The 25,627-nt window shown below is 46.0% G+C and carries 19 protein-coding genes, 2 tRNA genes and 2 pseudogenes; 8 read left to right on the top strand and 15 right to left on the bottom strand.

What is annotated here, in order from left to right:
• Positions 1-11: 11 nt before the first annotated feature.
• Positions 12-938: a hypothetical protein gene (locus KUA46_RS09010; protein ID WP_215652772.1), complete on the bottom strand. Its 927-nt coding sequence runs from the start codon at positions 936-938 to the stop codon at positions 12-14.
• 1,089 nt (positions 939-2,027) lie between these two features.
• On the opposite strand from KUA46_RS09010, the gene KUA46_RS09005 reads away from it, so the two are divergent.
• The gene (locus KUA46_RS09005) at positions 2,028-2,702 is read left to right on the top strand and encodes a DNA-binding protein (RefSeq protein WP_218486895.1); all 675 of its coding nucleotides are present in this window, start codon (positions 2,028-2,030) and stop codon (positions 2,700-2,702) included.
• A 115-nt stretch (positions 2,703-2,817) separates the two neighbouring features.
• Positions 2,818-2,913, top strand: coding sequence for a smalltalk protein (locus tag KUA46_RS09000; protein ID WP_153072405.1), 96 nt, complete (start codon positions 2,818-2,820; stop codon positions 2,911-2,913).
• A gap of 248 nt (positions 2,914-3,161) precedes the next feature.
• Here KUA46_RS09000 and KUA46_RS08995 read toward each other — a convergent pair whose 3' ends face one another.
• The 4 genes from KUA46_RS08995 to alaS all read right to left on the bottom strand — a co-directional run bounded on the left by KUA46_RS08995 (position 3,162) and on the right by alaS (position 9,210).
• Entirely contained in the window at positions 3,162-4,367 is a 1,206-nt protein-coding gene (locus KUA46_RS08995; RefSeq protein ID WP_218414710.1) for an ATP-binding protein, read from the bottom strand.
• Between the two features lie 146 nt (positions 4,368-4,513).
• Positions 4,514-5,026 carry a gamma carbonic anhydrase family protein gene (locus KUA46_RS08990; RefSeq protein ID WP_153087963.1) on the bottom strand — a complete coding sequence of 171 codons (513 nt, stop codon included), beginning with the start codon at positions 5,024-5,026 and terminating at the stop codon, positions 4,514-4,516.
• 61 nt (positions 5,027-5,087) lie between these two features.
• Entirely contained in the window at positions 5,088-6,212 is a 1,125-nt protein-coding gene (locus tag KUA46_RS08985; protein WP_217326704.1) for an AAA family ATPase, read from the bottom strand.
• A gap of 334 nt (positions 6,213-6,546) precedes the next feature.
• Positions 6,547-9,210 carry an alanine--tRNA ligase gene (gene alaS / locus KUA46_RS08980; RefSeq protein WP_218486896.1) on the bottom strand — a complete coding sequence of 888 codons (2,664 nt, stop codon included), beginning with the start codon at positions 9,208-9,210 and terminating at the stop codon, positions 6,547-6,549.
• A gap of 177 nt (positions 9,211-9,387) precedes the next feature.
• Between alaS and KUA46_RS08975 the strand changes: the two genes are divergently transcribed.
• Positions 9,388-9,735: a MerR family transcriptional regulator gene (locus tag KUA46_RS08975; RefSeq protein ID WP_022121419.1), complete on the top strand. Its 348-nt coding sequence runs from the start codon at positions 9,388-9,390 to the stop codon at positions 9,733-9,735.
• A gap of 28 nt (positions 9,736-9,763) precedes the next feature.
• Here the strand turns inward: KUA46_RS08975 and KUA46_RS08970 are convergent, their stop codons facing one another.
• The 6 genes from KUA46_RS08970 to KUA46_RS08945 all read right to left on the bottom strand — a co-directional run bounded on the left by KUA46_RS08970 (position 9,764) and on the right by KUA46_RS08945 (position 17,152).
• Positions 9,764-10,753 carry a pectinesterase family protein gene (locus KUA46_RS08970; protein ID WP_153083487.1) on the bottom strand — a complete coding sequence of 330 codons (990 nt, stop codon included), beginning with the start codon at positions 10,751-10,753 and terminating at the stop codon, positions 9,764-9,766.
• A gap of 136 nt (positions 10,754-10,889) precedes the next feature.
• Positions 10,890-13,172 (bottom strand): RelA/SpoT family protein, encoded by a 2,283-nt coding sequence (locus KUA46_RS08965; protein WP_434725784.1) that lies wholly within the window; start codon positions 13,170-13,172, stop codon positions 10,890-10,892.
• Between the two features lie 65 nt (positions 13,173-13,237).
• A complete protein-coding gene (locus KUA46_RS08960) occupies positions 13,238-14,596 on the bottom strand; it encodes a lytic transglycosylase domain-containing protein (protein ID WP_022121422.1) in 1,359 nt (452 codons plus the stop codon).
• An 80-nt stretch (positions 14,597-14,676) separates the two neighbouring features.
• Complete coding sequence (locus KUA46_RS08955) at positions 14,677-15,363, bottom strand: DUF5683 domain-containing protein (protein ID WP_117691774.1); 687 nt, start codon at positions 15,361-15,363, stop codon at positions 14,677-14,679.
• A gap of 56 nt (positions 15,364-15,419) precedes the next feature.
• Positions 15,420-16,331, bottom strand: a complete 912-nt coding sequence (locus KUA46_RS08950) for a ParB/RepB/Spo0J family partition protein (RefSeq protein WP_022121424.1) — start codon at positions 16,329-16,331, stop codon at positions 15,420-15,422.
• A gap of 56 nt (positions 16,332-16,387) precedes the next feature.
• The gene (locus KUA46_RS08945) at positions 16,388-17,152 is read right to left on the bottom strand and encodes a ParA family protein (protein WP_117586026.1); all 765 of its coding nucleotides are present in this window, start codon (positions 17,150-17,152) and stop codon (positions 16,388-16,390) included.
• Between the two features lie 100 nt (positions 17,153-17,252).
• On the opposite strand from KUA46_RS08945, the gene surE reads away from it, so the two are divergent.
• The 3 genes and pseudogenes from surE to KUA46_RS08930 all read left to right on the top strand — a co-directional run.
• Positions 17,253-18,017, top strand: a complete 765-nt coding sequence (gene surE / locus KUA46_RS08940; protein ID WP_153138646.1) for a 5'/3'-nucleotidase SurE — start codon at positions 17,253-17,255, stop codon at positions 18,015-18,017.
• Positions 18,014-19,156, top strand: a pseudogene (gene lpxB, locus KUA46_RS08935) (lipid-A-disaccharide synthase); the annotation flags it as partial. The gene surE and the pseudogene lpxB, both read left to right, overlap by 4 nt.
• A gap of 389 nt (positions 19,157-19,545) precedes the next feature.
• A pseudogene (locus KUA46_RS08930) lies at positions 19,546-19,719 on the top strand (cellulase family glycosylhydrolase); the annotation flags it as partial.
• Positions 19,720-19,945: 226 nt separating this feature from the next.
• Here KUA46_RS08930 and KUA46_RS08925 read toward each other — a convergent pair.
• The 3 genes from KUA46_RS08925 to rsfS form a co-directional block, all read right to left on the bottom strand.
• A complete protein-coding gene (locus tag KUA46_RS08925) occupies positions 19,946-20,812 on the bottom strand; it encodes a phosphatidate cytidylyltransferase (protein WP_022121429.1) in 867 nt (288 codons plus the stop codon).
• 11 nt (positions 20,813-20,823) lie between these two features.
• Positions 20,824-22,914, bottom strand: coding sequence for an ATP-dependent zinc metalloprotease FtsH (gene ftsH, locus KUA46_RS08920; protein WP_118078742.1), 2,091 nt, complete (start codon positions 22,912-22,914; stop codon positions 20,824-20,826).
• A gap of 70 nt (positions 22,915-22,984) precedes the next feature.
• The gene (rsfS, locus tag KUA46_RS08915; protein WP_006847152.1) at positions 22,985-23,344 is read right to left on the bottom strand and encodes a ribosome silencing factor; all 360 of its coding nucleotides are present in this window, start codon (positions 23,342-23,344) and stop codon (positions 22,985-22,987) included.
• A gap of 212 nt (positions 23,345-23,556) precedes the next feature.
• Between rsfS and KUA46_RS08910 the strand changes: the two genes are divergently transcribed.
• Positions 23,557-23,627: transfer RNA gene (locus tag KUA46_RS08910), tRNA-Gln, on the top strand.
• Between the two features lie 25 nt (positions 23,628-23,652).
• Positions 23,653-23,723 (top strand) — tRNA-Gln (locus tag KUA46_RS08905).
• A gap of 118 nt (positions 23,724-23,841) precedes the next feature.
• On the opposite strand, the gene KUA46_RS08900 is transcribed toward KUA46_RS08905, so the two are convergent.
• Positions 23,842-25,611 (bottom strand): DUF349 domain-containing protein, encoded by a 1,770-nt coding sequence (locus KUA46_RS08900; RefSeq protein WP_118078741.1) that lies wholly within the window; start codon positions 25,609-25,611, stop codon positions 23,842-23,844.
• Positions 25,612-25,627: the final 16 nt, after the last annotated feature.

Raw genomic sequence — 25,627 nt, 5'->3', positions numbered from 1 at the left:
CCCTAATCAGCTTAATGAGTAAATGTATCCGGCATATCCTTCATAAAACTCTTCACCTTATCCATAGCAGATTGTCCCATGCCAGGAATCGGCTGTGCTCCGATTACCAGATTATTAAACACCTCAGAATCGAGTTCACGCACCACGAATTGGTTTTTGCCGCATAATATAGCCTTTCCTTTTTCACCATTGGGAAGCATCTTTATCCATGCTCCCGCTCCTGATGCGCCTGCTATAAGTGCAGTCTGGCGCGAATTCTCCGGATCGATTTTTACCGCACCACCTTCGTTTGCACCGAATGTAAAGTCAAGATCACTATCCCAATCCTCACGAGCAGTTTTGAGATATTTATCCATCACTTTGGTCAGACGATCTAAATTGAGATGAGGGAAATGAAAAGTCACTTTACTGAAGCCATTAGGGTATTTTTTCAGCATATCCCAAAACACATTCGAACTGTAAACCGCAGATAGTTCAACCTTCAACAGTTTACTCTTCAGCAGTTTGCAGAAGGATGCTTCGAGAATATTAGCCACAGTTTTTGTATGGCTGAAAGCCGTAGATTTTCGCTCTATGGCGATGCGTTGGATTCCTGGGCGATTGTCGATGATGACCAGACAATTTCTATAATCAGCATATTTTTGAGACATCAGGTGTTCGTCGGTAATCGTTACGTTTGTAACATTTGCCACACGCATCACATAGACATTATCTTGTGGTTTCACTATTTGTTTGTGCCAGTATGGTTTCTTTCTGGCATTCTCAAACGGGAATGGTTTCTCGAAATCAGCCAGCAAAAGCTCTTCAAGCAATTGCTGGCGATTTTCAAATGATTCTTGCACATTTACTTTTACCCAGTCGGGGAACTCAAGTTGATATTCTTCGTTAGGTCTTATGATGCGTAAGAAATTGTAGTTGTAAATTGCAAATCCAGACATAGTCTTCAATGTATGTTTATTTGTTTATAAGTTTATTCAAGTTTAAATTTTATATTTATAGCCTGCTTTTTATAGCAGAATTGCCTTCAAAGGTACAAAATAATTGCGAAACATCTACATTTTATTATAAATATTAACACAAAAATGTAGAAAAAGACTTACCTAGGGATTTTACCTTTTATACAAGGAAATGAGTATAAAAGCTGATTATGTAAATAATGCTTACCGCCCCAAAACAGAGCAATATTAAAGGAAGAAACTATTCAAAGGATAATGATATAAAACATACTTATGATAGCCATGTTCGATATTTTTACTCTTCTATATAAAGAAGCAAAAGAACTGATATCAAAGTGGTTTTATAGATTTCCAAAGGGAAAAACGCAAAAATGCTCTTCCTCACATCAATTCATGCTCCAAAGAAAGAGCATTTATGGCAGAAATGAGAGTGAAGGGAAGGCGAAAATGGGGCAAAGAAGCAACGATATTGTAGGAAAAGGACGCTGACATATGTAGCTTATTTCTATACATTTACACACAGATAAAAATATATAATGGCTTATTATAAATCATTAATGCAGAACAAATTACAAGTACAGTACTAGCATTAAAAGAGTATTAATTAAAGCCTCAGAATCCGGTCATTAATGCCCGGTCATTATCGGTCATTAAGGTTTTCGGGGGCGAAAAAGAGAGCTATAATATAATATTAAAATATTTAATATATATTATAGGGGCTAAATGACCGGAAGTAATTTTTCTTAATGACCGATAATGACCGGTCACTAATGACCGGATGCAGCCCGTTGCCATGACACTCTTCACCTACTCTCGAAAGACTCCATTTCACAAGATTCCGGAAAACTGAATTCAAGTGGCCGGAAAAGTATTGCTTCCTACAGCGCTTTTTCGTACCTTTGCACCAGCAATCGAAAGAAAGCTATTTTGTACCTAAAGGCGGTCATCTATGAAGACCGAGACAGGGAGCAAAAGATGACAGGCGCCGGTCATCAATGAAGACTCTGAAAAGGACAAAAAAAAGCATCTGGGAAATTGTGATTAAATAAACTCTTTAAAGCATAACATAGTATGATTAATTACAGCATCGTAATGCGTAGCGTGAACGCAAATCTTCTGGAAATCAACCAGGCTAAGTCACGCATCAACCAGGCAAAGAAGGAGGGTACTACCCCTGACCCAAAGGACCTGGAACTCGTGAAGACCGAGAAGCAGAACGCTTTCGCTATCTCACAGTACACCGACATCATGACCATCGAGAAGTTTGCCAAGCACATCACTTCACATGGAAGTGTCTATTCGAGAGCCGACATCAGCGCCATCCTCTACATCGCCGTAGACTGCATGCGTGAGATGTTGCTTGAGGGCAAGAAAATCCGTCTGGGCGATCTCGGTGATTTCTCTCTCCTTCTCACCTCAAAGGGTGCCGAGGATGCTGACAAGTTCACTTCGCAGAACATCACCGGCGTGAAGGTTCAGTGGGAACCGGGTCAGGAGTTCAAGAACCTTCGCGATGACGCCGAGTTCAACCTCGTAGCCAGCCGCAGCGCTCAGGCAGCTGTTATCAAGGCGATTAAGGAGGGTAAGACCAACGTTGACCTCAACGCGCCAACTACTCCGGATAATACGCCAGGCGGTTCTACCCCAGGTGGTTCAAACACCGGTCAGACCGGTAGCGAAGGCCAAGGCTCTGAATCAACCGGCGGTACTACCGGCAAGGACGATACTGGCGACGGCCTTGAATAGCCCAAGGATAGACTGGCTAGGGTGCTAGCCCCTAGCCCAGCCTATCCGCCCACAAAAAATTCAACATTCAACACTCAACATTCAACATTAAAAAACCATTCAACATTCAAAAAAAATGAAAGCGAACACTTGGAAAACAATTCTGCAGATAGCCATCAGCATTCTGACCGCTATCGCTACTACGCTCGGAGTAACGAGCTGCATGGGATAAAGAACATGGAGTCTACCTTATTATAATAAGCAGACTCATCCATAAATAAATCGACCGCTCACCTCAATACGAGGAGAGCGGTCTTTTTCGTTCTACCGAGAATTCCGGTCATTAAGGTCACGGTCATTTTCGGTCATTAAGGATTTTTGGGGTTCAAAATGCGAATACACTGTGTGCGCAATTGAATACCATTGAGAGTGCCACGAAGGTTATGGCAATGGCTATGTAATAGTTTTGCTCTATCGTTTTTATATTCCTTCAGTCAGGAACTTGCGAAGATGCAGGTGCGTGATGCCGTCATTATCATTTTTGGTGAGCAGAGGGGTCATGGAGATAACGTACTTCGGATAATTGTCCTTGATGGCACGGAGATTACCGAACTCCCGTTCTCTGGTTGCATCGTCGGCTATGATGTAGGAAGCTTGCACGTAGATGCGTTCGCCGCCTGGTTTGGTACATACAAAGTCGATTTCTCCAGCTTGCAGTTGTCCTACATATACTTGATAGCCCAAGCGTATGAGGTTCTGATAGATGATATTCTCTATCACTTTCTCAATGTCTCCTTCACGTGTTCCCCCGGCAATGGCATTTCTGATGCCGTTGTCTTCAAAATAAAACTTATCGTTGGTTTCAAAGATGCGTTTGCCGTGGATGTCATAGCGGTTCACCTTGTGTAGGATATAGGCTTCACAAAGGAAGGATATGTAATTGATGATAGCCGTGGACGTTATAGATTCGCCTTGTGATTTCATATATTTGGCGATACTGTTGGCGGAAATCAACTTACCGGTGTTGTCTGCGAGAAAACGTACTAAATTCTCTAAGAATGGCACGTTTCTTATCTGGTTGCGCATAATGACATCCTTAAGTAAGACGGTATGGTAAATATCCATTTGATATTCACGTGCATCATCCTCTTCAAGACCTATCTTTGCCAGACCAGGCAGACCACCATACTGAATGTACAGAGCAAGTGCTTCGTCATTATCTGATAGTTGATGAAATTCCAGAAACTCGTTATAGCTCAGCGATTGGATATAGATTTCCTTATATCTGCCACCGATGAGTGTGCTCAGTTCATTGCTCAGCATGCGGGCATTGCTACCTGTGATGATAATGTCGGTGTTGGGTTCTGTGCGATAACTTCGGATGGAGCGTTCAAATTCCCTGATGTCTTGTATCTCATCGATAAGGATATAGTTATGTTTATCGGACTGAAAGTGCTCTCCGATATAGTCGTTGAGATCCTGATAGGTCTGAATGTTGTCAAACTCTCTTTTCTCCTTATCTATAAAGATGATATTGTTGCAGTCATCTGCCTTCTTGCGGTCACGAATCATTTTCATCATGCAGCTTTTACCTACACGACGTTGACCTACTAATACGATGATAGTCTCCTTTCCAAGATACCTTTCTATCTTGTCGATATATGATTGACGAATAATAGTTGCCATATTTTTATCACTTATAAATGAAATTTTCTGCAAATATACGATTTTTATCTTTTATAATGGATGAAAATCCTAAATATTTTGCTTTTATCTTCTATAAAAGATAAAAAATGGCGTTTTATTCTCATTTTATGATAATCATAAAGTGATTATTTATCTTCCTTCAGATACCAGTCTTTGATGTATCCGGAATAATGCTTGGCAAACTCCTCGGCTTGGCCGGGAGCGCAAGCTTTCACCTTCTTGGCAGGAATACCCGCCCAAATCTCATGTGCAGGAACCTTGGTGCCATGGGTAACTACAGCACCTGCTGCAATAATAGCCCCTTCTCCAATGTCAGCCTTATCTAGCACGGTGGCATTCATTCCGATGAGTGCACCTTTTCTGACTGTGGCTCCGTGGACGATGGCACCATGTCCCACAGATACATCATCCTCCAGGATGCAAGGCATCGTACCGGTTTGATGGATGCAGGCGCAATCCTGCACATTTACCCTGTTTCCACATCTGATGGCATCCACGTCAGAGCGCAATACCGCACTATACCAGATGCTGCAGTCATCACCAAGAATGCAGTCACCGGTCAGTACGGCATTCTCAGCGATAAAACAATTCTTTCCCCATTGAGGAGTCTTTCCCTCTACTGTCTTTATAATAGCCATATTGAATATATATATTTAAATTTGGGTGCAAAGGTAACAAAAATATTGAAATCACCTTATACTATTTCAGATACTTCTTCAGCCACAAATCGAAGAACTTGTCATATACCACGTAGGCATCATCCTGCTGGGTGATGAAATCCTTCTCCAGCAATCCCTTCAGGGCGGAATTTACAGAGCTTGGCGACGGGAGATGATATTTCTTTGCGAAGGCTCCGCTCTTTACGCTTCTGGCTTCGCCCTCTGCAGAGATGGCGATGAAGACATTGCGCTGCTTTTCCGGCATCTGGCGCAGAAGGGTCTCGTAGGTGTCTGATGCCATGTTGAGATTGTAGTTGATGGCATCATCTACCATATCCAGAGTGCAGGTACCCTGTTCGGGAGTCTTGAGGAAGAGAACATTCATTACTCGCTGGATGTATGAAGTGACACCACCGAAACGGGCGAAGAGTTCTCCGATAATGGCAGTATCTAGATGCTTGTTGCGCTCCTCGAACTTGGCTGTGGCAAACTCCTTGTATTTCTCCACATCCAGAGGCTTCAGGTTCATCAGCGTCACGCTCTGATAGAATGGGCGGGCAGGAGATGTGAACATTTCTGCCATCAGATGGCGGTGAGAACCCGAGAAGATGAAGTGGGCATTGGTGCAATGCTGAATGTAGGTACGGAGTAAAGCTTCTATGCGGTTGTCGGCATAGTTGGTGATTTGCTGAAACTCGTCGATGGCAACAAGACATGGCTTGTCGGCTTGGTTGAGATAAGAGAATATCTCATCAAGCGTAATTTCGGGATTTACTATGTTGCCGATGCCTATTCCCCAAACTGGAGCCCCGTTGATATCGAAAGAGATTTCTGAACGGAGAGAAGAGAGTGCTATCAGGAATTTCTCCCAAGCGCTTCTGCCTTTAGGGCGAAGTTCATCAATAATGGCTTTGCCGAACATATTGACCAGATCGCTGACGGAATTGGTTGAATAGATGTCTATGATAAAAGTATAATAATCTTTTTGGATGACTGGCTGGGCAAAGCAATGATGAATCAGCTCTGTCTTTCCGATGCGTCGAGGGGAAATCAGAGCCATGTTATTCTCATTGGTCAGCATCTCTGTGATATGCTGGGTTTCTTCCATACGGTCGCAGAAGTATTCCGGACCGGCGTAACCGTTTGTGACGAAAGGATTCTTCATTACCATATCTATACCTTATTATATATTTTACGGCTGCAAAGATAATGCAAACGAGCGCAATGTAAGCTTGCTTACAAATTGCCGAGTGCAGCTTATCTTCTGCAAAGATACAACTTTTATTCCGATTATCATAAAGTGATTATCATAAAATGATAATAAAATAAGGAATTTTATCATTTGATGATTATCATAAATTGATAATTATGACTTGGAGACTCCCTAATGTCAATAGAAAAAGGGTTGTAATCCTCGAAAAGATGGATTGCAACCCTTTATACCTTATTATATATAAGAGTTAAGATAACTCTATCATATATTCAAATGTGGAAGCTGATTACAGCTGAGCCAACTCTACAACCTTATCTACTGCAGCGCTCAAGCCGTCCTTGTTCTTACCGCCAGCCTGAGCATAGTGAGGCTGACCGCCACCGCCGCCCTGAATCAACTTGGCAGCTTCGCGAATCATCTTACCAGCATTCAAACCGTGATCCTTTACCATATCATCGCTGAACATTACGCTGAGCATAGGCTTGTCGTTATAAACAGAACCTACCACGCAGATCATGTTCTCTGGCAATGCCTCGCGAACCTTGAATACCAAATCCTTGGCAGCTGCTGGCTCCATTGGCAATACGGCTGTAACAACCTTCACACCATTGATTTCTTTTGCATTCTCTACAAGCTTATCCTTGGCACGCTCTACAGCCTGAGCCTGGAACTTCTCAACATCCTTCTTCAAGGCATCGTGCTCGTCGATGTACTTTCTGATGACACCTTCGAGATCCTTGGCATTGTTGAACAAGCCCTTCAAGGCTACGATGGTATCCTGTAAGCCGTAGATAGCCTCCTCGCAAGCCTTGCCTGTCAAAGCCTCGATACGGCGGATGCCGGCTGCTACGCTGCTCTCAGAGATAATCTTGAAGAAACCAATCTTACCGGTGCTCTTGGCGTGAATACCACCACAGAACTCAGCAGATGGACCGAAGCGAACCACACGAACCTTGTCGCCATACTTCTCGCCGAAGAGGGCGATAGCGCCAAGTTCCTTAGCCTCCTCGATAGGAGTATCGCGGTGCTCATCCAATGGATAGTCGGCACGGATCATCTCGTTTACCATGTGCTCTACCTTGCGGAGCTCCTCATCAGTTACCTTCTGGAAGTGAGAGAAGTCGAAACGCAAGGTGTCCTTATCTACATAAGAACCCTTCTGCTCTACGTGCTCGCCCAAAACCTGCTTCAGACAGTAGTCGAGCAAGTGGGTTGCAGTATGGTTGGCTGCACTTCCCTCGCGGTTCTCGATATCTACGCAAGCCATGAAATCTGCGTTTACATCCTTTGGCAACTCCTTTACGATGTGGATGCTCTGGTTGTTCTCGCGCTTGGTGTCGATAACCTGGATGGTCTCATCCTCGCTAACGAGTACACCCTTGTCGCCAACCTGTCCACCCATCTCACCATAGAATGGAGTGTTGTCGAGTACCAACTCATAGAAAGAGTTCTTCTTCTGAGTCACCTTGCGGTAGCGCAGGATGTGGCACTCATATTCTGTATAGTCGTAACCTACGAAGTTCTGGTCACCTTCCTTCAAGACTTCCCAGTCGCCGTTCTCTACAGCAGCAGCATTGCGGGCACGTTCCTTCTGCTTCTTCATCTCCTCGTCGAAGCCTGCAGCATCTACGGTGTAACCATTCTCACGGCAGATAAGCTCTGTCAGGTCGAGAGGGAAACCGTATGTATCGAAGAGGCGGAATGCGCTTTCGCCATCAAGCTGAGTCTCGCCATGAGCCTTGAGCTCGTCCATATCGCCATTGAGGAGGTTGATACCCTTCTCCAAGGTGCGGAGGAATGAATCCTCTTCCTCTTTCATCACACGGGTGATGAGCTCCTGCTGAGCTGGCAACTCTGGGAAGGCTGCACCCATCTGCTCTACCAATACATTGACGAGCTTGTACATGAATGCCTGCTTCTGGCCGAGGAATGTGTAAGCGTAACGTACGGCACGGCGCAAGATGCGTCGGATTACGTAACCTGCCTTGGCGTTGCTTGGCAACTGACCATCGGCGATAGAGAAGGCTACGGCACGGAGGTGGTCGGCGCAGACACGCATAGCGATATCAATCTTCTCCTGCTCATCCTTGCCCTCGCCATTCTCACCAGTAGGAGTAGTGAAGCCATACTTCTTGCCAGAGATAGCCTCAATTTCCTTGATGATTGGCTGGAAGATATCTGTATCATAGTTAGAGTGCTTGTCCTGCAACATGCGAACCAAGCGCTCGAAGCCCATACCTGTATCGATAACGTGCATTGGGAGTGGTTCGAGAGAACCGTCAGCCTTGCGGTTGTACTGCATGAACACGATGTTCCAGATTTCGATGACCTGAGGGTTATCCTTGTTTACCAACTCACGGCCTGGCACCTGAGCCTTCTCCTCTGGAGTACGAGAATCCACGTGAATCTCTGAGCAAGGACCGCAAGGACCTGTATCGCCCATCTCCCAGAAGTTGTCGTGCTTGTTACCGTTGATGATGTGGTCGGCTGGCACGTGCTTAGCCCAGTAACCTGCTGCCTCGTTGTCGCGTTCCAGACCTTCCTCCTTGCTACCCTCGAATACGGTAACGTAGAGGTCGGCAGGGTTGAGTTTCAACACTCCGGTCAGGTATTCCCAAGCCATATCGATGGCACCCTCCTTAAAGTAGTCGCCGAAGCTCCAGTTACCGAGCATCTCGAACATGGTGTGGTGGTAAGTATCGTGACCCACCTCTTCGAGGTCGTTGTGCTTACCGCTTACACGGAGACATTTCTGAGTATCAACACGACGAACATCCTTGCCTGGGTCTTTTGTACCGAGGATGATGTCTTTCCACTGGTTCATACCAGCGTTTGTAAACATCAGCGTTGGGTCATCCTTGATAACCATAGGTGCTGATGGAACAATCTTGTGGCCTTTACCTTCGAAGAATTTCTTGAAGGATTCGCGCACTTCATTAGCTGTCATCATATCTTTTTTATATTTATCTTTAATTTCTTTTTCCTGTTTTGGAGAGGGGATTGAGTATCCTCTCAGAAAATATTTTTGCCCTTTAGGGCATTTTCTTCCGAAAATCTTTGCAAAGATAAGAAGAATTGTTTAATTTTGCAACTAAATTAATTATTTTTGAAATTAAAGACGGAAAAAATGGCAATAATTCCAGATAAAACAACGAAATTGTACTATTCTATCAAGGAAGTAGGTGAAATGTTTGGTCTAAACGACTCTACGTTGAGATATTGGGAAAAGGAGTTTCCTTTTCTCAAACCGAAGGTTGCTGGCAACAAAGTGCGCCAGTATACCGATAAGGATATTGAGCAGGTAAGGCTCATCTACAACCTTATCAAGGTGAAGGGATTGAAGATTGCGGCTGCCCGTAAGTATCTGAACCAAAACAGAACGGGTGCCGAGAAATCTTCTGAAGTTCTCGACACCCTTATTTCTGTAAGAGACCAGCTCAAAGAACTCAAAAAGCAGCTCGATGGACTGGTTTAGTAACTTTGGACTTTATGATTAGCTAGAGTTACCACGCTTCTTCGCCGAAGACATTCTCGATGGTAACTTTAGCAGCTTCTTTCTTGGTGAGCTGACGGCTCCAGGCTACGCGTGCCTTGGTTGCAGCACCTGCACCGTGGTTGTTATATTCGCTGTAGCGGGCTGTCTGTTCGTTGCTCTGCTTGCCCCAGTTGTGCCATCCTTCTGGACGGATGTGGCTGCCCATTTCGCAATTCATGAAGAGGGTAGCTGCATAAGGGCGCCATGGACGGCCCAGATAAACCTTGTCTACACCTGGCTCGGCGGTAAGCTTGCACTTGTTGAATACATAGCCATATTCCTGACCGGCAGGACTGGATGCGGCTGTGATGTAGCTGTTGGCCTTGCTGCGAATCTCACAATTCTCAAACCATGCTCTTCCCGGACCAAAGATGAAATCGGTGGTTCCTTCGATGTAGCAATCGTAGAAGGCTGAACGGTTGTTGGCTATACCTGTATAAACGGTATCCTGATTGCCCAGCAGACGGCAGTTCTGAACCAGGATATGATCGCCTTCAAGATGCAGGGAGACTGCTTGTCCCAGTTTGGCAGCATTGTTCTCGATGGTGATGTTTTTCAGGGTGATGTAACTGCCCTGTACCTTCAGGGTATAAGTGCGGAATGTGCCCATCGGTTTACCCTTTACAGCTGCTTCTGAATCGAGTCCACCTACAGGCATCTTGATGTTGGCATGATCGTCCCATGTGATGATGGTGTTATCACGGTCTTCACCACAGATGGTGATGTTGGTGAGCCATGAAGGGAGGATGAGTTTCTCCTTGTATACGCCTTTCTTTACGTAGATTACCTTGCTGTAATCCATGAAAGCGCGACATACTTCGATGGCTTCGTCGATGGTGCGGAATTCGCCGGTACCATCACGGGATACTACAATCGTGTCGGGGTTGTCATACTTGTTGGCTGCTGCCAGAGGCAACAGGGTCAACATCATTAAAAATGATAAGAATAATTTTTTCATATTGTTTTTAAGCTTGTTGTTTTGAATCTGTTTTTATAAGATGTTGAAATCTGTATGATTTCATAGAGAATCGCCAGATTTTAAATCCGGCGATTCTCTATTATTTATCTTTTCTTTATTATCATAAACTCCTAAGTTACAGGATTCTCTGTACTTCCTGCAGATCATCAATATTCCGGAGTTGGTTCATAATGGTCTTAACTTCTTCGCGGTCGTGAACACGGAGTTCGATGGTACCGTCGAAGATACCGTTATCACTACTGATTGTTATCTTGTGGATATTGATACCCAACTGGTCGCTAATCACCTTACTTACATCCAGCAGCATGCCCTTACGGTCGATACCCTTGATTTCGATGGTTGCATCGAAGAGTATCTGCTTGTGCATATCCCATTTGGCATCTACGATGCGGTTGCCGAAACTGGACTTCAGTTTGGCTGCTATGCTGCAAGAGCGCTTATGTATTTCGATGCGGTTCTTGTTGTCGATAAAGCCCATAACGTCATCGCCAGGAATCGCATGGCAGCAGCTAGGGAAGATAAACTGGTTGATGTTCTCCTCGGTCAGGATGAGTGGCTTCTTCTTGTTGAAGTCTTTGCCCACCACGAAAAGATCCTGAGGCTTCACGATGCCTTTTTCTTGAGCCTTCTCCTTGCTCTTGCCCAGGAATGGGATATAATTGCGCCAGCTGCTGGCCTGCTGTTTCTTAGGCTTGCCCTGCAACTCATCGAAATCTTTATCGCCTAGGATAATCTGATGGTCTCCCAATGACTGGAAGAGGGTTTCAGGCTTCTGGATATTATGAAAATCGCATAGGCGGTCTACCACCGACGCACTCATCTCGATGCTGTTCTTCTTGAGCCATTCGGTGAGTATGTTTTCTCCCTTCTTCTGAACCTCTCGTGAATCGCGGCGCAGGATAGCCAGAATCTTGCTCTTTGCCTTGGCTGAACTGACGAAGTTGACCCATTCTTCCTGTACATGCTGGCTCTTGGAAGTAAGAATCTCAACCTGGTCGCCACTTTGCAGCTTATGGCTCAGCGGAACCAGCTTATGGTTTACCTTGGCTCCGATACAGTGGCTGCCCAGGAAGGTATGAATCTGGAAGGCGAAGTCGAGGGCAGTACAGCCTGCCGGCATCGTCTTGATTTCTCCCTTTGGTGTGAAGACGAAGATTTCTGAAGCATAGAGGTTCAGCTTGATGGCATCGAGGAAGTCCATGGCATCCGGCTGCGGATCGTCCAGAATCTCCTTGATGGTGCAGAGCCAGTCGTTCAGCTCGTTCTCATCTTCTGTATATTCACCTTCGTTTCCTTCTTTGTATTTCCAGTGGGCAGCAAACCCCTTTTCTGCTACCTCGTCCATACGGTCGGAACGGATCTGCACTTCTATCCATCTTCCCTGCTTACTCATCAGGGTAACGTGGAGTGCCTGATAACCGTTTGCTTTCGGATGGTTCAACCAGTCGCGCAGACGGTCTGGATGGCTCTTGTAGATTTTGCTGATGGCTACGTAGATATTGAAACATTCGTTTACTTCGTTTGCTCTCACTTTTGGCGTAAAGATGATGCGCACAGCAAGAATGTCGTAAATCTCATCGAAGGTAACGTGCTTGTTCTGCATCTTGTTCCAAATAGAATAAGGGCTCTTCACGCGTGCTTTGATTTTGTATTCTACGCCTAACTTGTCGAGTTCTTCTCGGATAGGTGCAGTAAAACTCTCGAAGAGGGTATCGCGCTGTGATTCGGTATCGGCAAGCTTATGCTCTATGTTGGCATACTCCTGTGGATGGTCGTAGCGGAAGCTGAGGTCTTCGAGTTCGGTCTTGATTTTGTTCAAGCCCAATCGGTTGGCGAGGGGTGCATAAATATACAAGGTTTCGCCCGCAATCTTGTATTGTTTGTTGGCCGGTTGCGATTCCAGCGTGCGCATGTTGTGCAGGCGGTCGCAAATCTTGATAAGGATAACACGGATGTCATCGCTCATAGTGAGCAATAGCTTTTTGAAGTTTTCTGCCTGTGCTGATGCCTTATCGCCGAAGATTCCACCACTGATCTTGGTGAGTCCATCAACGATTTGTGCCACCTTGGCTCCAAAGATGTTTGAGATATCTTCTACGGTGTAGTCGGTATCTTCTACCACATCATGAAGCAGTGCGGCACAGATGCTCGTTGAGCCGAGCCCCATCTCCTCGCAGGCTATCTGAGCCACGGCGATAGGGTGCATGATATATGGTTCGCCCGACAGGCGCACACCTTTGTGCGCCTGTCGGGCGAAGTTGAATGCCTTGGTCACTATATCTACCTTCTTGCGGTGTCGCGAACTCAGGTAGGTGTCAAGCAGGTGTTGAAAGGCATCGCCAATCAACTGGTTGTCAGCCTGCTCTCTTTCGAGGTCTTTCAAGTTCTGGTCATCCATAGTGGGTCCCTCCAATAAATAATGTTCTTAATTAGACTGAAAAAACTACAGCATACGTAGTTCTTTTATTTCACTTTGATTTTCTTTCCGGCACGGATACTGTTACCCTTGATGCCGTTCAGTTTGCGCAGTTTCTTAACGGTTGTTCCGTTGCGTGCTGCTATTTCAGAAAGGGTATCACCATTCTTGATGGTAACACTCTTGCTGCCTTGTTTTCTGTTTCTGCCTCGCTTGCTGCTCTTCTTGCTGCGTGAAGAAGCGCTGTGGCGACTGTAGCTGCTTCGTGGGCGGCTATAGGTTGGCTGTGCATCATTGACATCTACGGTAGCGCGCTTCAGGAAGAGTTCATCGGCTCTGTAAGCACAGATGCTGTCCTGCTGGTCGATGAAACTACCGATGAGGGTAGATGGAAGACGCAATACCATCGGATGGTTCAATCCGTTGATGATATCATGACGATACTGTGGATTCAGATTGCGCAGGTGCTCGATATTGATGTTCAGCACTTTGGAAATCTGCTCCAGGTGGATATCTTTTGATACTACGATAGTGTCTGTCTTTACTGGCAGTTCGCTTACCATAGGGCAGATGTTATGATCGCAGTAGTAGTTCATGATGTAGTTGGCAGCGATGAAAGCTGGTACATATCCACGTGTTTCCTTTGGCAGATATGGATAGATGTTCCAGTAGTCGGCGTTGCCTTTTGCACGATGGATGGCCTTGTTGACATTGGTTGGACCGCAGTTGTAAGCTGCAATCACGAGGCTCCAATCGTCGAATATTTTGTACAGGTCGCTCAGATAGTGAGCGGCTGCATAGGATGCTTTTACCGGGTCGCGGCGCTCGTCGATGAGTGAGTTTACCTCCAGACCATATCGCTTGCCGGTAGGCAGCATAAACTGCCATAAGCCTGTGGCACCAACGCGTGATACAGCTTTAGGGTTGAGTGCCGATTCAATAACTGGCAGATATTTCAATTCCAGTGGCAGGTTGTAAGCCTCTAATGCCTCTTCGAAGATAGGCATGTAGAAGTTACTTGCTCCCAACATAAAACTTACCGAACGGCGTAGTTTACCGCTGTAACGGTCTATGAATTTCTGTACTACCTCATTGTATGGCATTTCGATGATGGTAGGCATTCTCTTCAGACGGTCGATATACACTTCCTTCTCGAAGACAGGGTTTACATCGCGGTATTTGCAGGTTGTATCTGCCATCATGTAAGTCTGTGCATTGTAAAGGTGGAGCAGGCTGTCGAGGTTATCTTCCATTCCCTCAGGTACTTCGATTTCCTCCTGCTTTCCGTCTTTGTCGGTAACGGTGATGATATCATCGTTATTTGTTTCTTCTGTAACGTCGGTTTGGGCATGAATGCCTTGTAAGCTGAACAGCATCGCTGCTGCCATGACTAGTATTTTCTTCATATTGATGTTTTATCTCGTCTATGTTTCTAATTTCTATTTTGCGTTATAATATATATAGGTGTATTCTAACTCCTCACGCATTAAAATGTGAGTGAGCAACTTACGCCGAGGCTTCCAGACCGCAGCGGATTGGCAGTCTTGTTGCCGTTATTCAGCATGGTAGGCTCTATTCTGAGCGAGAGATCATCGGAGATGTCAAATTCCGAGAGCGATGCATCTACGTAGGCATCAATCACTGAGAAGGCATAGATGCCTATCATGACGAAGGTTCCCAAGTCTCTCCAACGGCGATATTTATCTTTTCGCTTGCGGAAGATTTCCTTATAGCGTTCTATGTTCGATTCGTTGATCTGGGCGCCCAAGTGCAGAAACTGATTGTAGCTCTGGGTGTTGGGGTCATCGTCCATAATATCCATGTAGGCTTGCGAATAGTCGTGATACATCTGGTTGTTCCAGGTGATGGCGTATGTACAGCCTACGAAACCGCCATAGATGAAGGGCAGTTTCCAATATTTGCGATTGTATATCTGTCCGGCACCAGGTAATACAAGTGCTAACCACATGGCACGCTTGGTATCAGGTCGCCAGGTTGCCCAGTTGCGCTTTTTGCGTACAGGCTTTGCTGGTTGGGTGAGGCTTGCCAGTTTGCTGCTGTCTTGTGCGGTAAGCATCGAGTCTATGGCTATTTTTGCCGAGTCGGCTGATGCAATGGTTGGCACATCGGTCACTTGTTTTTTTTGTTTCGACTTTTGTGCCTGTGCGCCCATCGGTGCCAGAAGTAGCAGGGTTGCCAAACAGATTTGTGATATACTGAGTTTCACTTTTATTCTTGCTTTAACTGATCGAAAACATTCATGATGTGCTCCAGCTCCTCTTCGTTGGCGAATGGAATGCTGATTTTTCCCTTGCCCTTAGCAGAGCAGGTGAACTGCACTTTGGTATTGAGAAACTGTGACAGGCGGTTTTTGAGTTGTGTAAATTCCTCAGGCATCTGAGCCTTAGCCGTGATGGTTTTCTTACCGCTCTCGATGTCTTCTCCGCTCTTGAGTCGCTGTACCATCTCTTCAACCTTTCTTACTGAGTAGCCGTTCTTCTGTATCTCCTTGAACAACTTGATTTGCAGCGAAGGTGAGTCGAGGGCCAGTAGGGCACGGCAATGACCCATGTCGATTTCTTTCTTCTGTAGTGCCATCTGCACCTGGGCAGGAAGTTTGAGCAGTCGCAGATAGTTGGCGATAGCTGCACGGCTCTTGCCCACACGTTCTGAAATTTTCTCCTGTGTCATACCCTCGTTTTCCAGAAGGTGTTCGTAGGCGAGTGCTATTTCTATGGCGTTGAGGTCTTGGCGCTGGATATTCTCTACGAGCGCCATTTCCATTACGTTCTCATCGCTGATGGTGCGGATGTATGCAGGGATAGCTGTCAGCCCCGCAAGTTGTGAAGCGCGCCAGCGGCGTTCACCGGCGATAATCTGGAATCTGTTTTCTGAAACCTGTCTTAAGGTGATAGGCTGGATGATGCCTATGGCCTTGATGCTTTCGGCGAGCTCATGTAGGGCTTCGTCGTCAAACTCCCGGCGTGGCTGATTGGGATTCGCCTCAATCTGGTCGAGAGGAATTTCATTGATGGTACTGCTGCCCTGGGTGCGCACTCCCTCGGTAGAGATGAGGGCGTCGAGTCCGCGTCCTAAAGCGTTGCTCTTTGTACCGTTGTTGTATTTCTTGTGTACTGCCATTTTTTTACTTTTAATTTTGAACATTGAACTTTCTAAAAGAGTTCAATTTCCAAATCTTAACTATTCTTGTTGATAATCTCCTTTGCCAAGGCCAGATGGTTCTTGGCTCCATTGCTTTCTGCATCGTAAAGGATAACTGGGAGACCATGGCTCGGACTCTCGCTCAGCTTCACGTTGCGCTGGATTACGGTCTTGAACACCAATTCCTGGAAGTGGCGTTTCACCTCGTCGTATATCTGGTTGGCAAGGCGTAGACGACTATCATACATGGTGAGCAGGAAACCTTCTATCTCGAGTTTCGGATTCAGCTTGCTCTTGATGATCTTGATGGTGTTGAGTAATTTGCTGATACCTTCAAGAGCGAAATATTCACATTGAACTGGGATGATGACACTGTCGGCTGCCGTCAACGAATTGACGGTGATGAGGCCGAGCGAAGGCGAACAGTCTATCAGGATGTAGTCGTATTCGTCACGGATAGGCTGCAGCAATGTCTTAATCACCTTTTCGCGATTTTTGAGATTCAGCATCTCTATCTCGGCACCTACCAGGTCGATATGACTAGGTATGATGTCGAGTCCATCAATGTCGGTGGTGTAGATGGCATCGCGCACGTCTGCATGGTCGATGATGCATTCGTAGAGCGAGCAGTCTACCTCGCTGATGTCCACGCCCAATCCACTGGAAGCGTTTGCCTGTGGGTCGGCGTCCACTACGAGTACCGTTTTCTCTAGCGTGGCAAGCGATGCTGCCAAGTTAATGGTGGTAGTAGTCTTTCCTACACCGCCTTTTTGGTTAGCTAATGCGATGATTTTTCCCATTTTCTTAGTAAATTTTCGGCAAAGATACAAAAATATTGTGAGAAAGTCGCTATCTTTAAAGGTTTTTTCGTACTTTTGCACCAAAAAGAAAGATATTTTTATGGAAAATAAGAAACCGTTAGTATTAATTTCGAATGATGATGGCTATCATGCCAATGGAATCAAGACCCTGGTGAACTTTCTGAAAGACTGGTGCGACCTGCTGGTTGTAGCACCGGAAAGTGCCCGTTCGGGATTCGCCTGTGCCTTCTCGGCTACTACTCCCTTGCGCTTGAAGCGTCGCCACAATATGGGGAATGATGTGGAGGTTTGGTCATGTAGCGGCACACCGGTTGACTGTGTGAAACTGGCGTTGGATCAGTTTCTTGCTGATCGCAAGCCTGATCTGATTATCGGCGGTATCAATCATGGTGACAATTCTAGCGTGAATAATCATTATTCGGGAACTATGGGTGTAGCTAAGGAGGGCTGTATGCAGCATATTCCAAGCATAGCCTTCAGCAGTTGCAATTATGATGAAAATGCTGATCTCACTCCTTTGCGCAATGGGGTACTGAAGGTTGTTAAGATGGTGCTGGAGAAGGGATTGCCAGAATATACCTGTCTGAATGTCAACTTCCCGGCTTTGCCTCCGTTCAAGGGTTTCAAGGGTTGCCGGATGACTCATGGCTCCTGGATCAATGAGGTGGATCATCGCACTCATCCGCATGGATATGATTATTATTGGATGGTTGGTGAATACCGTAATGACGAACCAGAGGCAACGGATACCGACCAATGGGCTGTGAATCATGGTTACATCGCTATTACCCCAACTAAGATTGATGTAACGGATTATGATTGGTTAAAGAATTTTGAATTATGAAGTATTACCTGATAGTAGGCGAGGCTAGTGGAGATTTGCATGCCAGCAGATTGATGCGCTCGTTGAAAAAAATAGACGAGTTTGCTGAATTCCGTTTCTTCGGCGGTGATTTGATGGCTGCTGAAGGTGGCACTCGCGTCAAGCATTTTAAGGAGTTGGCTTATATGGGTTTTGTGCCTGTACTGCTACATTTGGGTACCATCTTTTCGAACCTGAAGAGATGCAAGGAAGATATTGTGAAATGGAAGCCGGATGTAGTGATACTGGTAGATTATCCGGGATTTAATCTCAAAATAGCTAAGTTCTTGAAAAAGAACACTAATATCCCTGCCTATTATTACATTTCTCCTAAGATATGGGCATGGAAGGAGTGGCGGATCCGCAGCATTAAGCGCGATATCGCAGAACTCTTCTCAATCTTGCCATTCGAGGTGCCGTTCTTCGAAAAGAAACACCGTTATCCTATTCACTATGTAGGTAATCCTACGGCTCAGGAAGTAGGGGAGTTCAGGTCGGGATATCATCAGAGTTTTACGGAATTCTGTCAGGAGAATAATCTTGACACTTATCGTCCTGTTATCGCTTTGCTGGCAGGAAGCCGCCTGCAGGAAATCAAAGACAATCTGCCAGCGATGATAGAGGTGGCTGAGCGTTTTGAAGATTATCAGATGGTGCTTGCCGGTGCTCCTTCGATAGACGATGCTTACTATGAGAAGTTTATCAAGGGTACACCTGTCAAACTGGTGCGTAACAAGACTTATCCGCTCTTGTCGCATGCTACGGCAGCTCTTGTTACCAGTGGTACTGCAACCTTAGAGACGGCTCTTTTCGATGTGCCTCAGGTGGTATGTTATGAAACACCTGTACCTCATCTCATCCGTTTCGGTTTCAAACATATTATCAAGGTGAAGTTTATCTCGCTGGTGAATCTTATCGCCAATAAGGAGATTGTGCCGGAGATGCTTGCCGACCGCTTTTCGGTTGATGGTATTGCCAACGAACTTTATCAGATTCTTCCGGGAGAACCTGGCAGGGATAAGATGTTGGCAGAATATCAGGAAGTTCGAACTCAGTTAGGCGATAAGGTTGCGCCGGATGAGGCTGCGGGCATCATGTTTGATCTTCTGGTTAAGCGTAGGGAAATGCTTCTCCGTATGGCTCGTGAACGTGCTGAAGCTGAAGCCAAAGCCGCAGCTGAGGCTGCAGAACGTGCGCGACAGAAGGCGATAGCTGAAGCCGAGGCTGCTAAGAAACGTGCCGAAGAGGAAGCTTTGGCGGCGCAGAAGCGAGCAGAAGAAGAGGCTGAACTGGCAAGAATAAGAGCAGAAAAAGCCCGATTGGCGGCTGAGGCTAAAGCACGTGAGGCTCAGCAGCGTGCAGCCCAGGCACAGTATGAGGCGCAGGAAGCCCAGAAGGGTGAACACTTTGAAGAAGAACAGGGAAAAGGTGAAATGTTTTAATAAAAAGTAATCTCTTTCAGTTCTGTGGCGGATATCAATCCGCTGCAGAACTGCTGACTAAGGCAGACTTGAAGGTATACGCTAAAACCATCATCACGGAAATCAGAAAGTATGATCCGGATAATATCATCCTGATGGGCTGTCCGCATTGGGACCAGGATATTAATATCGTGGCAAAGAGTCCTATCGAGGGTGTGGAGAATGTGATGTATACCCTTCATTTCTATGCAGCCACCCATAAAGATTACAGATGATCTCATCAAGACATGGGGCAAGATGGTGAAGCAGGCACTGAAGAAATATAACAGATAACAGCATAGTTTATCGCAACTACTTTCGTGAGCCAACGAAGCTACTTGTGTTTTTTATGGTGATATGAAAAAAAAGGCAGGGGTTCTTTGAGGAATCCCTGCCTTTCTTTGTGCTTGGCCAAACTGCAGGTTTGGCCTTTATCTCATAAAAGATGTATTATCCAAACAACTGGATGGTGTATAGGTAGATTACTGCTGCTGGTATCGCCATGAGCGAAGAGTCGAAGCGGTCGAGCATGCCTCCATGTCCTGGCAGGATGTTGCCGCTATCCTTTACTCCGAGGGTACGCTTGAAGAGGCTTTCTACCAGATCGCCCCATGTGCCGAAGAATACCACAACCAGACCTAAACCTTCCCAACCGAGAATGCTGAGACGATGGGCTTCGCCATCGTTGGCGATATAGCCGATGATGCCTGCTGCTATCAGTACGAATATGCCTCCGCCTATGCTGCCTTCCCAACTTTTGGCTGGACTGATGCGAGGAAAGAGCTTATGCTTGCCGAAAAGCGAACCGCTGCAATAGGCACCGGTATCATTGGTCCAGAGGAAAATGAAAATGCTCAAAGGCAGCAGCATGTCGTAATGTATCTGGCCATCGAAAGCTGATGTCTCGAAACTCAATACATTAATCATCGAGAAAGGCAAGGCGATGTACAACTGAGAGAGCATGGTGTAAGCCCAATCGTTGATGGCATCCTTATTGCCCGTATACAGTTCACTGATGAAGAGATAGAGGATGGTGAGCAGATAAGGTACGAAAACCACGAAATTGCCCACAATGCCCATGCGGAAACCAGCCACGGCAAGGAAGAAGTAAACACCCGCCACGGTGCTGATGAAACGGTTTACCGTAACGTTCTCCTTCTGGTTAACTAATCCGCAATACTCCCAGATGCTCAATCCGGTAATGAGGGCGAACAGGATAACCATTGCCCTGGGATTGAGAAAGCAAGATACCATGCACACCACGAAAAATACGCCTGTGATGGATCTTATCACTAGATTCTTCTGTTTGTCAGTCATATCAGTTTGTTTTATTCGTTCTTGTTTTCTTCCGAACCTTCATCCTTCTTGGAAGTCTCTTCAGAATCTGCATTCTTCTTCTGGTTCTCTTCATGCTCCTTGATGGCAGCCTGAACTTCAGGAAGCTCCTTTACGGCGTCATCGTCTATCTTAGGCTGTTCGTCTTCCATGATTTCCTGCGAACGGCTCAACCAAGGGCGCTTGCCAAAGATATGTTCTACGTCTTCTGCCATAATCACTTCTTTCTTGATCAGAAGTTCTGCTAAGGCATTGTGGCCTTCCTTGTGCTCCATCAGAATGTTCTTGGCACGGGTATACTGCTCGTTGACAATCTTCAGAACTTCCTGGTCTATCTCGCGGGCTGTAGACTCAGAGTACGGACGCTGGAATGCATATTCGTTCCGGTTGTAAAAGCAGATGTTTGGCAACGTCTTGCTCATACCGAGATAAGCTACCATACCATAAGCACTCTTTGTGGCGCGCTCCAGGTCGTTCATGGCTCCTGACGAAATATGACCGGTGAAGAGTTCTTCTGCGGCACGTCCACCCATTAATGAACACATCTCGTCGAGCATCTGTTCCTTTGTGGTTATCTGGCGCTCTTCTGGCAGATACCATGCTGCACCGAGAGCCTGACCACGAGGCACGATGGTAACCTTGATGAGAGGGTTGGCATACTGGCAGAACCATGAGATGGTTGCGTGGCCTGCTTCGTGGAGAGCGATGCTACGCTTCTCGTCGGCAGTCATCACCTTAGTCTTCTTCTCCAGACCGCCTACAATACGGTCTACTGCATCGAGGAAATCCTGCTTGCAAACAGCCTTCTTGTCGTGGCGTGCAGCAATGAGGGCTGCCTCGTTACAAACGTTGGCAATATCTGCACCCGAGAAACCTGGAGTCTGGCGTGCCAGGAGATCAACATCTACAGTTTCGTCAATCTTGATAGGTTTGAGATGAACCAGGAAGATAGCCTTACGTTCGTTCAAACCAGGGAGATCTACGTGAATTTCGCGGTCGAAACGTCCGGCACGGAGCAAGGCGCTGTCGAGCATGTCTACACGGTTGGTAGCTGCAAGGATGATGACACCACTGTTGGTGCCGAAACCATCCATCTCTGTAAGGAGAGCGTTCAAGGTGTTTTCGCGCTCATCATTACCACCCATGGCTGGGTTCTTGCTGCGGGCACGGCCTACAGCATCAATCTCATCGATAAAGATGATACAAGGTGATTTCTCTTTAGCCTGGCGGAACAGGTCGCGTACACGTGAGGCACCTACACCTACGAACATTTCAACGAAGTCGGAACCGCTCATGGAGAAGAAAGGTACGCCAGCCTCGCCGGCAACAGCCTTAGCCAAGAGGGTTTTACCAGTTCCCGGAGGGCCTACGAGAAGAGCTCCCTTTGGAATCTTACCACCCAAGTCGGTATATTTTTGTGGGTTTTTCAGGAAGTCTACAATTTCCTTCACTTCCTGCTTGGCACCTTCCTGTCCGGCCACATCCTTAAAGGTGATGCCGATGGCATTTCCCTTTTCGTACATCTTAGCTTTGCTTTTGCCCACGCTGAAGATGCCGCCGCCCATACCGCCGCTGCCCATACCGCCGCTGAATCTTCCAGACATCCAAAGGATGAAGAATACGAAGAAGAGCAGAGGCGCCAGATTGAAGAGCGTGCTTAAGAAGTCGTTATCCTTCTGGTTGTCGTAGCTGAAGGAGCGTATCTTCTTTTCCTTCAACATCTGGTTGGCATAGCGTTCCACTTCGTCAACCGAGCCGAACTGTACTTTTACGTATGGGTTAGGACCTACAGACTTTGCCGGCATATTGTATACATCGCGCGTATATTTCGGGTTGATGTATATCTTGAGGGTGCTTTCTGTTTTATTGGCCACAACACTGAGCACATAACCCTTGTCTACATACTGTTTGAACTGGGTGTATGTGGCTTCCTTGGCAGCGCTGCCTCCAATCGCATCGCCTCCTCCAGTAAAGAAGAGGATGATCATGGTGATGAGGCAGATGGTGAAAAGCCAGGTCATATTAAATCGTGGCATCTTTGGTCCACCATTGCCACGAGGCTTCATATTATTGCTTTGTTCCATTTTATTTTATATGTATAACTTTTAGTCGAAAAACAATGTCTGATCCATCATGTAGGATGGGAGAGACTGACTAGTCGAGATCAGGTATATGGGTAAGCTTTGCATCCTCCCATAAATGTTCGAGGTCGTAATAAGCACGTACTTCCGGAAGAAAAATGTGTACTAATACGTCAACAAAGTCCATTGCCACCCACTGGTCGTTGCCGAGACCTGCTACATTTACAGGTTTTTCTTTCAGGTTCTTGCGCACGATGTCTCCCACAGAACCTGCGATAGCTTCAACCTGAGTAGGGCTTCCTCCCTGGCAGATGATGAAGTACTTGGCAATGCTTCCATCGATTTCTGTCAGGTCGGCGATAACAATGTCTTGACCTTTCTTTTCTTGTATACCTTCTTTAATAGTCTCTACGAGTTGTTTAACTGTGTTCATTTATCTTTTCTTTCTTACTTAATTTATATTCTCTATTTTTCTGCAAAGATACATTATTATAATGGAAAATCGACTTAAAAGGCAAAAAAAATGTGGAAAATTAAAGAAATTGCGCTTTTTTTAGAAAAAAGTGCCGAAAAATTTTGTAGGTTCAAAAAAAACTAGTACCTTTGCACTCGCAATTGAGAAAAGAACATCTCGCTTGCTGATATTGGGATATGGTGTAATGGTAACACTACAGATTCTGGTCCTGTCATTCCTGGTTCGAGTCCGGGTATCCCAACAATCAAAAAGTTCTATTTTAAGTTTGGGATATGGTGTAATGGTAACACTACAGATTCTGGTCCTGTCATTCCTGGTTCGAGTCCGGGTATCCCAACTCATACGGTAAGGCATCTTTCAGTAATGAAAGGTGTTTTTTTTGTTTATAGGAATTCTGTTTTATGGAGTATTCATAACAATAAACCCCAGAGCTTTCGCCCTGGGGTTTATTGTATTTATTTCTTCTCGGCATCAATAGCCTTGATTTTCTGCTTTACCATTTCGAGGTCAGCCTTGAGTTTCTCAATCTTACGGTTCATTTCTTCTACCAGACTATTGCCCTTCTTGCTGGCTGTGTTGAAGAAACCAAGGTTGTTCTCGTAAGTAGTAATCTCGCTGCGCAACTGGTCGTAGCGGCGCAAGAGTTTGCCACGCTCATTGCCGAGTGCATTGCCGCCTTCCTTGGCAACATTCTTCAAGTTGTTCTTGAAGTTGTCGAAGTGGCGCTTTGCGTTGGTGGCATGAAGTTTCTCGTAGGCTGCATCGATAGCCTCATGATACTCTTTATAGACCTTGTCTTTCTCTTTGAAAGGAACGTGTCCGATTGCACTATATTGCTTGGCAAGATCTTTGAGCTTCTTTTGGAAATCGTTGTCTGAAATCTCTGCAACTACAAGTTCCTTGAGCTGGGCAATAATGTTGCGCTTCTTGTCTAGATTGGCATGTTCCTCGCTGCGTGAACCGGCATTCTGCTTGTTGCGGGCTTCAAAGAACTTGTTGCAGGTATCCAGAAATTCCTTCCAGAGCAATTCGCCTTGTTTATGAGGTACGGTACCCACCTTCTTCCATTCTTTCTGAAGAGCGATGAACTTGTCGCCAGTCTTCTTCCAGTCTGTACTGTCAGCCAGTTCCTTTGCCTTGTTTACGAGTTGCTGTTTCTTTTCGAGATTGGCAGAGTAGGTATCTTTCAATCCTTTGAAGAATTCTGCCTTCTTGTTGAAGAATTCATCGTTGGCGATGCGGAAACGCTCGAAAATCTTGACGTTCATCTTCTGAGGGGCAAAACCGATAGTGCGCCACTCTTTCTGAATCTCTATGATTTCCTGGGTAACCTTCTCCCAGTCCTTAGCAGTCTTGTATTCTCCTTGGTTGGCAGCCTCTACCTTTTCGCAGAGGGCAGTTTTCTTGGCGAGGTTTTCCTCTTCCTTGGCACGCAGGTCTTCGAAGTGCTGCTGGTGCTTCTTGTTGATAACAGTGCTGGCAGCCTTGAAACGCTCCCAAATCTGTTCTCTCAACTCCTTGGCAACAGGACCAATCTCACGATATTGCTGGTGGAGGTCCTGAAGCTGGTGGAAGGCAGAAATAACATCCTCTTCCTCATTGAGTTTCTCTGCAGCCTCGCAGAGTTTGGTCTTGGCTTCAAGATTCTTCTTGAAATCATATTCGCGGGCTTCGCTGTTCAACTTGAGCATGTCGTAGAACTGCTCTACATAGAGCTGGTAGTTCTTCCATACCTCGTTTGCCTTGTCTGCAGGGATGTTCTTGATTTCCTTCCATTCCTGCTGCAAGGCCTTGAAGTCCTGATATGATTTGTTGGCCTCCTCCGGTGAGGTGGTCATGGCCTTTATCTTTTCGATAATTTCCTCTTTTTTGCGGAGATTATCTTGTTTTTCTTCTTCTTGTGCCAGGAAGATCTTGGCTCTTTTCTCCTTGATGAGTTGCATCTCAGCCTTGAAGGCTTCTTCGGTGTCATCCGGTAGAAGAATATACTTCTCTGGGTCACCGCCTTTTGCGAGATACTCTTTCATCTGTGCGTCTCTTTCTGCGAGATGAATCTTGTAGAAAGTAGTCTTGAGTAGGTCGAGTTCCTCCTTGTTTGGATTTTCGCTGCTATGAGCGATTTCCTTTACTCTTTCGAGCACTTCCTGCTTGGTGGCATAAGCCTTCTTGGCAGGGTCTTCCAGGGTGCTCTGCTGCAACAGAGCTTTTTCTTGAGAGTCCATCATGTCACTTTGTTTAGTT

It is taken from the genome of Segatella copri (assembly GCF_019249765.2).
In the GTDB taxonomy this organism is placed as follows: Bacteria; Bacteroidota; Bacteroidia; order Bacteroidales; family Bacteroidaceae; genus Prevotella; species Prevotella copri_K.
The sequence above is the reverse complement of the archived record's forward strand: the minus strand, read 5'-3'. Positions and strand labels throughout refer to the sequence as shown.

Excerpts from the sequence above, each read along its gene's own strand:
- KUA46_RS08990 (WP_153087963.1), bottom strand. The coding sequence starts at position 5,026 with ATGGCTATTATAAAGACAGTAGAGGGAAAGACTCCTCAATGGGGAAAG.
- KUA46_RS08945 (WP_117586026.1), bottom strand. The coding sequence starts at position 17,152 with ATGGGAAAAATCATCGCATTAGCTAACCAAAAAGGCGGTGTAGGAAAG.
- KUA46_RS09000 (WP_153072405.1), top strand. The coding sequence starts at position 2,818 with ATGAAAGCGAACACTTGGAAAACAATTCTGCAGATAGCCATCAGCATT.
- KUA46_RS09005 (WP_218486895.1), top strand. The coding sequence starts at position 2,028 with ATGATTAATTACAGCATCGTAATGCGTAGCGTGAACGCAAATCTTCTG.
- KUA46_RS08975 (WP_022121419.1), top strand. The coding sequence starts at position 9,388 with ATGGCAATAATTCCAGATAAAACAACGAAATTGTACTATTCTATCAAG.
- KUA46_RS08995 (WP_218414710.1), bottom strand. The coding sequence starts at position 4,367 with ATGGCAACTATTATTCGTCAATCATATATCGACAAGATAGAAAGGTAT.
- alaS (WP_218486896.1), bottom strand. The coding sequence starts at position 9,210 with ATGATGACAGCTAATGAAGTGCGCGAATCCTTCAAGAAATTCTTCGAA.
- KUA46_RS08960 (WP_022121422.1), bottom strand. The coding sequence starts at position 14,596 with ATGAAGAAAATACTAGTCATGGCAGCAGCGATGCTGTTCAGCTTACAA.
- ftsH (WP_118078742.1), bottom strand. The coding sequence starts at position 22,914 with ATGGAACAAAGCAATAATATGAAGCCTCGTGGCAATGGTGGACCAAAG.
- KUA46_RS08925 (WP_022121429.1), bottom strand. The coding sequence starts at position 20,812 with ATGACTGACAAACAGAAGAATCTAGTGATAAGATCCATCACAGGCGTA.
- KUA46_RS08900 (WP_118078741.1), bottom strand. The coding sequence starts at position 25,611 with ATGATGGACTCTCAAGAAAAAGCTCTGTTGCAGCAGAGCACCCTGGAA.
- KUA46_RS08965 (WP_434725784.1), bottom strand. The coding sequence starts at position 13,172 with ATGGATGACCAGAACTTGAAAGACCTCGAAAGAGAGCAGGCTGACAAC.
- rsfS (WP_006847152.1), bottom strand. The coding sequence starts at position 23,344 with ATGAACACAGTTAAACAACTCGTAGAGACTATTAAAGAAGGTATACAA.
- KUA46_RS08950 (WP_022121424.1), bottom strand. The coding sequence starts at position 16,331 with ATGGCAGTACACAAGAAATACAACAACGGTACAAAGAGCAACGCTTTA.
- surE (WP_153138646.1), top strand. The coding sequence starts at position 17,253 with ATGGAAAATAAGAAACCGTTAGTATTAATTTCGAATGATGATGGCTAT.
- KUA46_RS08955 (WP_117691774.1), bottom strand. The coding sequence starts at position 15,363 with ATGGGCGCACAGGCACAAAAGTCGAAACAAAAAAAACAAGTGACCGAT.
- KUA46_RS08985 (WP_217326704.1), bottom strand. The coding sequence starts at position 6,212 with ATGAAGAATCCTTTCGTCACAAACGGTTACGCCGGTCCGGAATACTTC.
- KUA46_RS08970 (WP_153083487.1), bottom strand. The coding sequence starts at position 10,753 with ATGAAAAAATTATTCTTATCATTTTTAATGATGTTGACCCTGTTGCCT.
- KUA46_RS09010 (WP_215652772.1), bottom strand. The coding sequence starts at position 938 with ATGTCTGGATTTGCAATTTACAACTACAATTTCTTACGCATCATAAGA.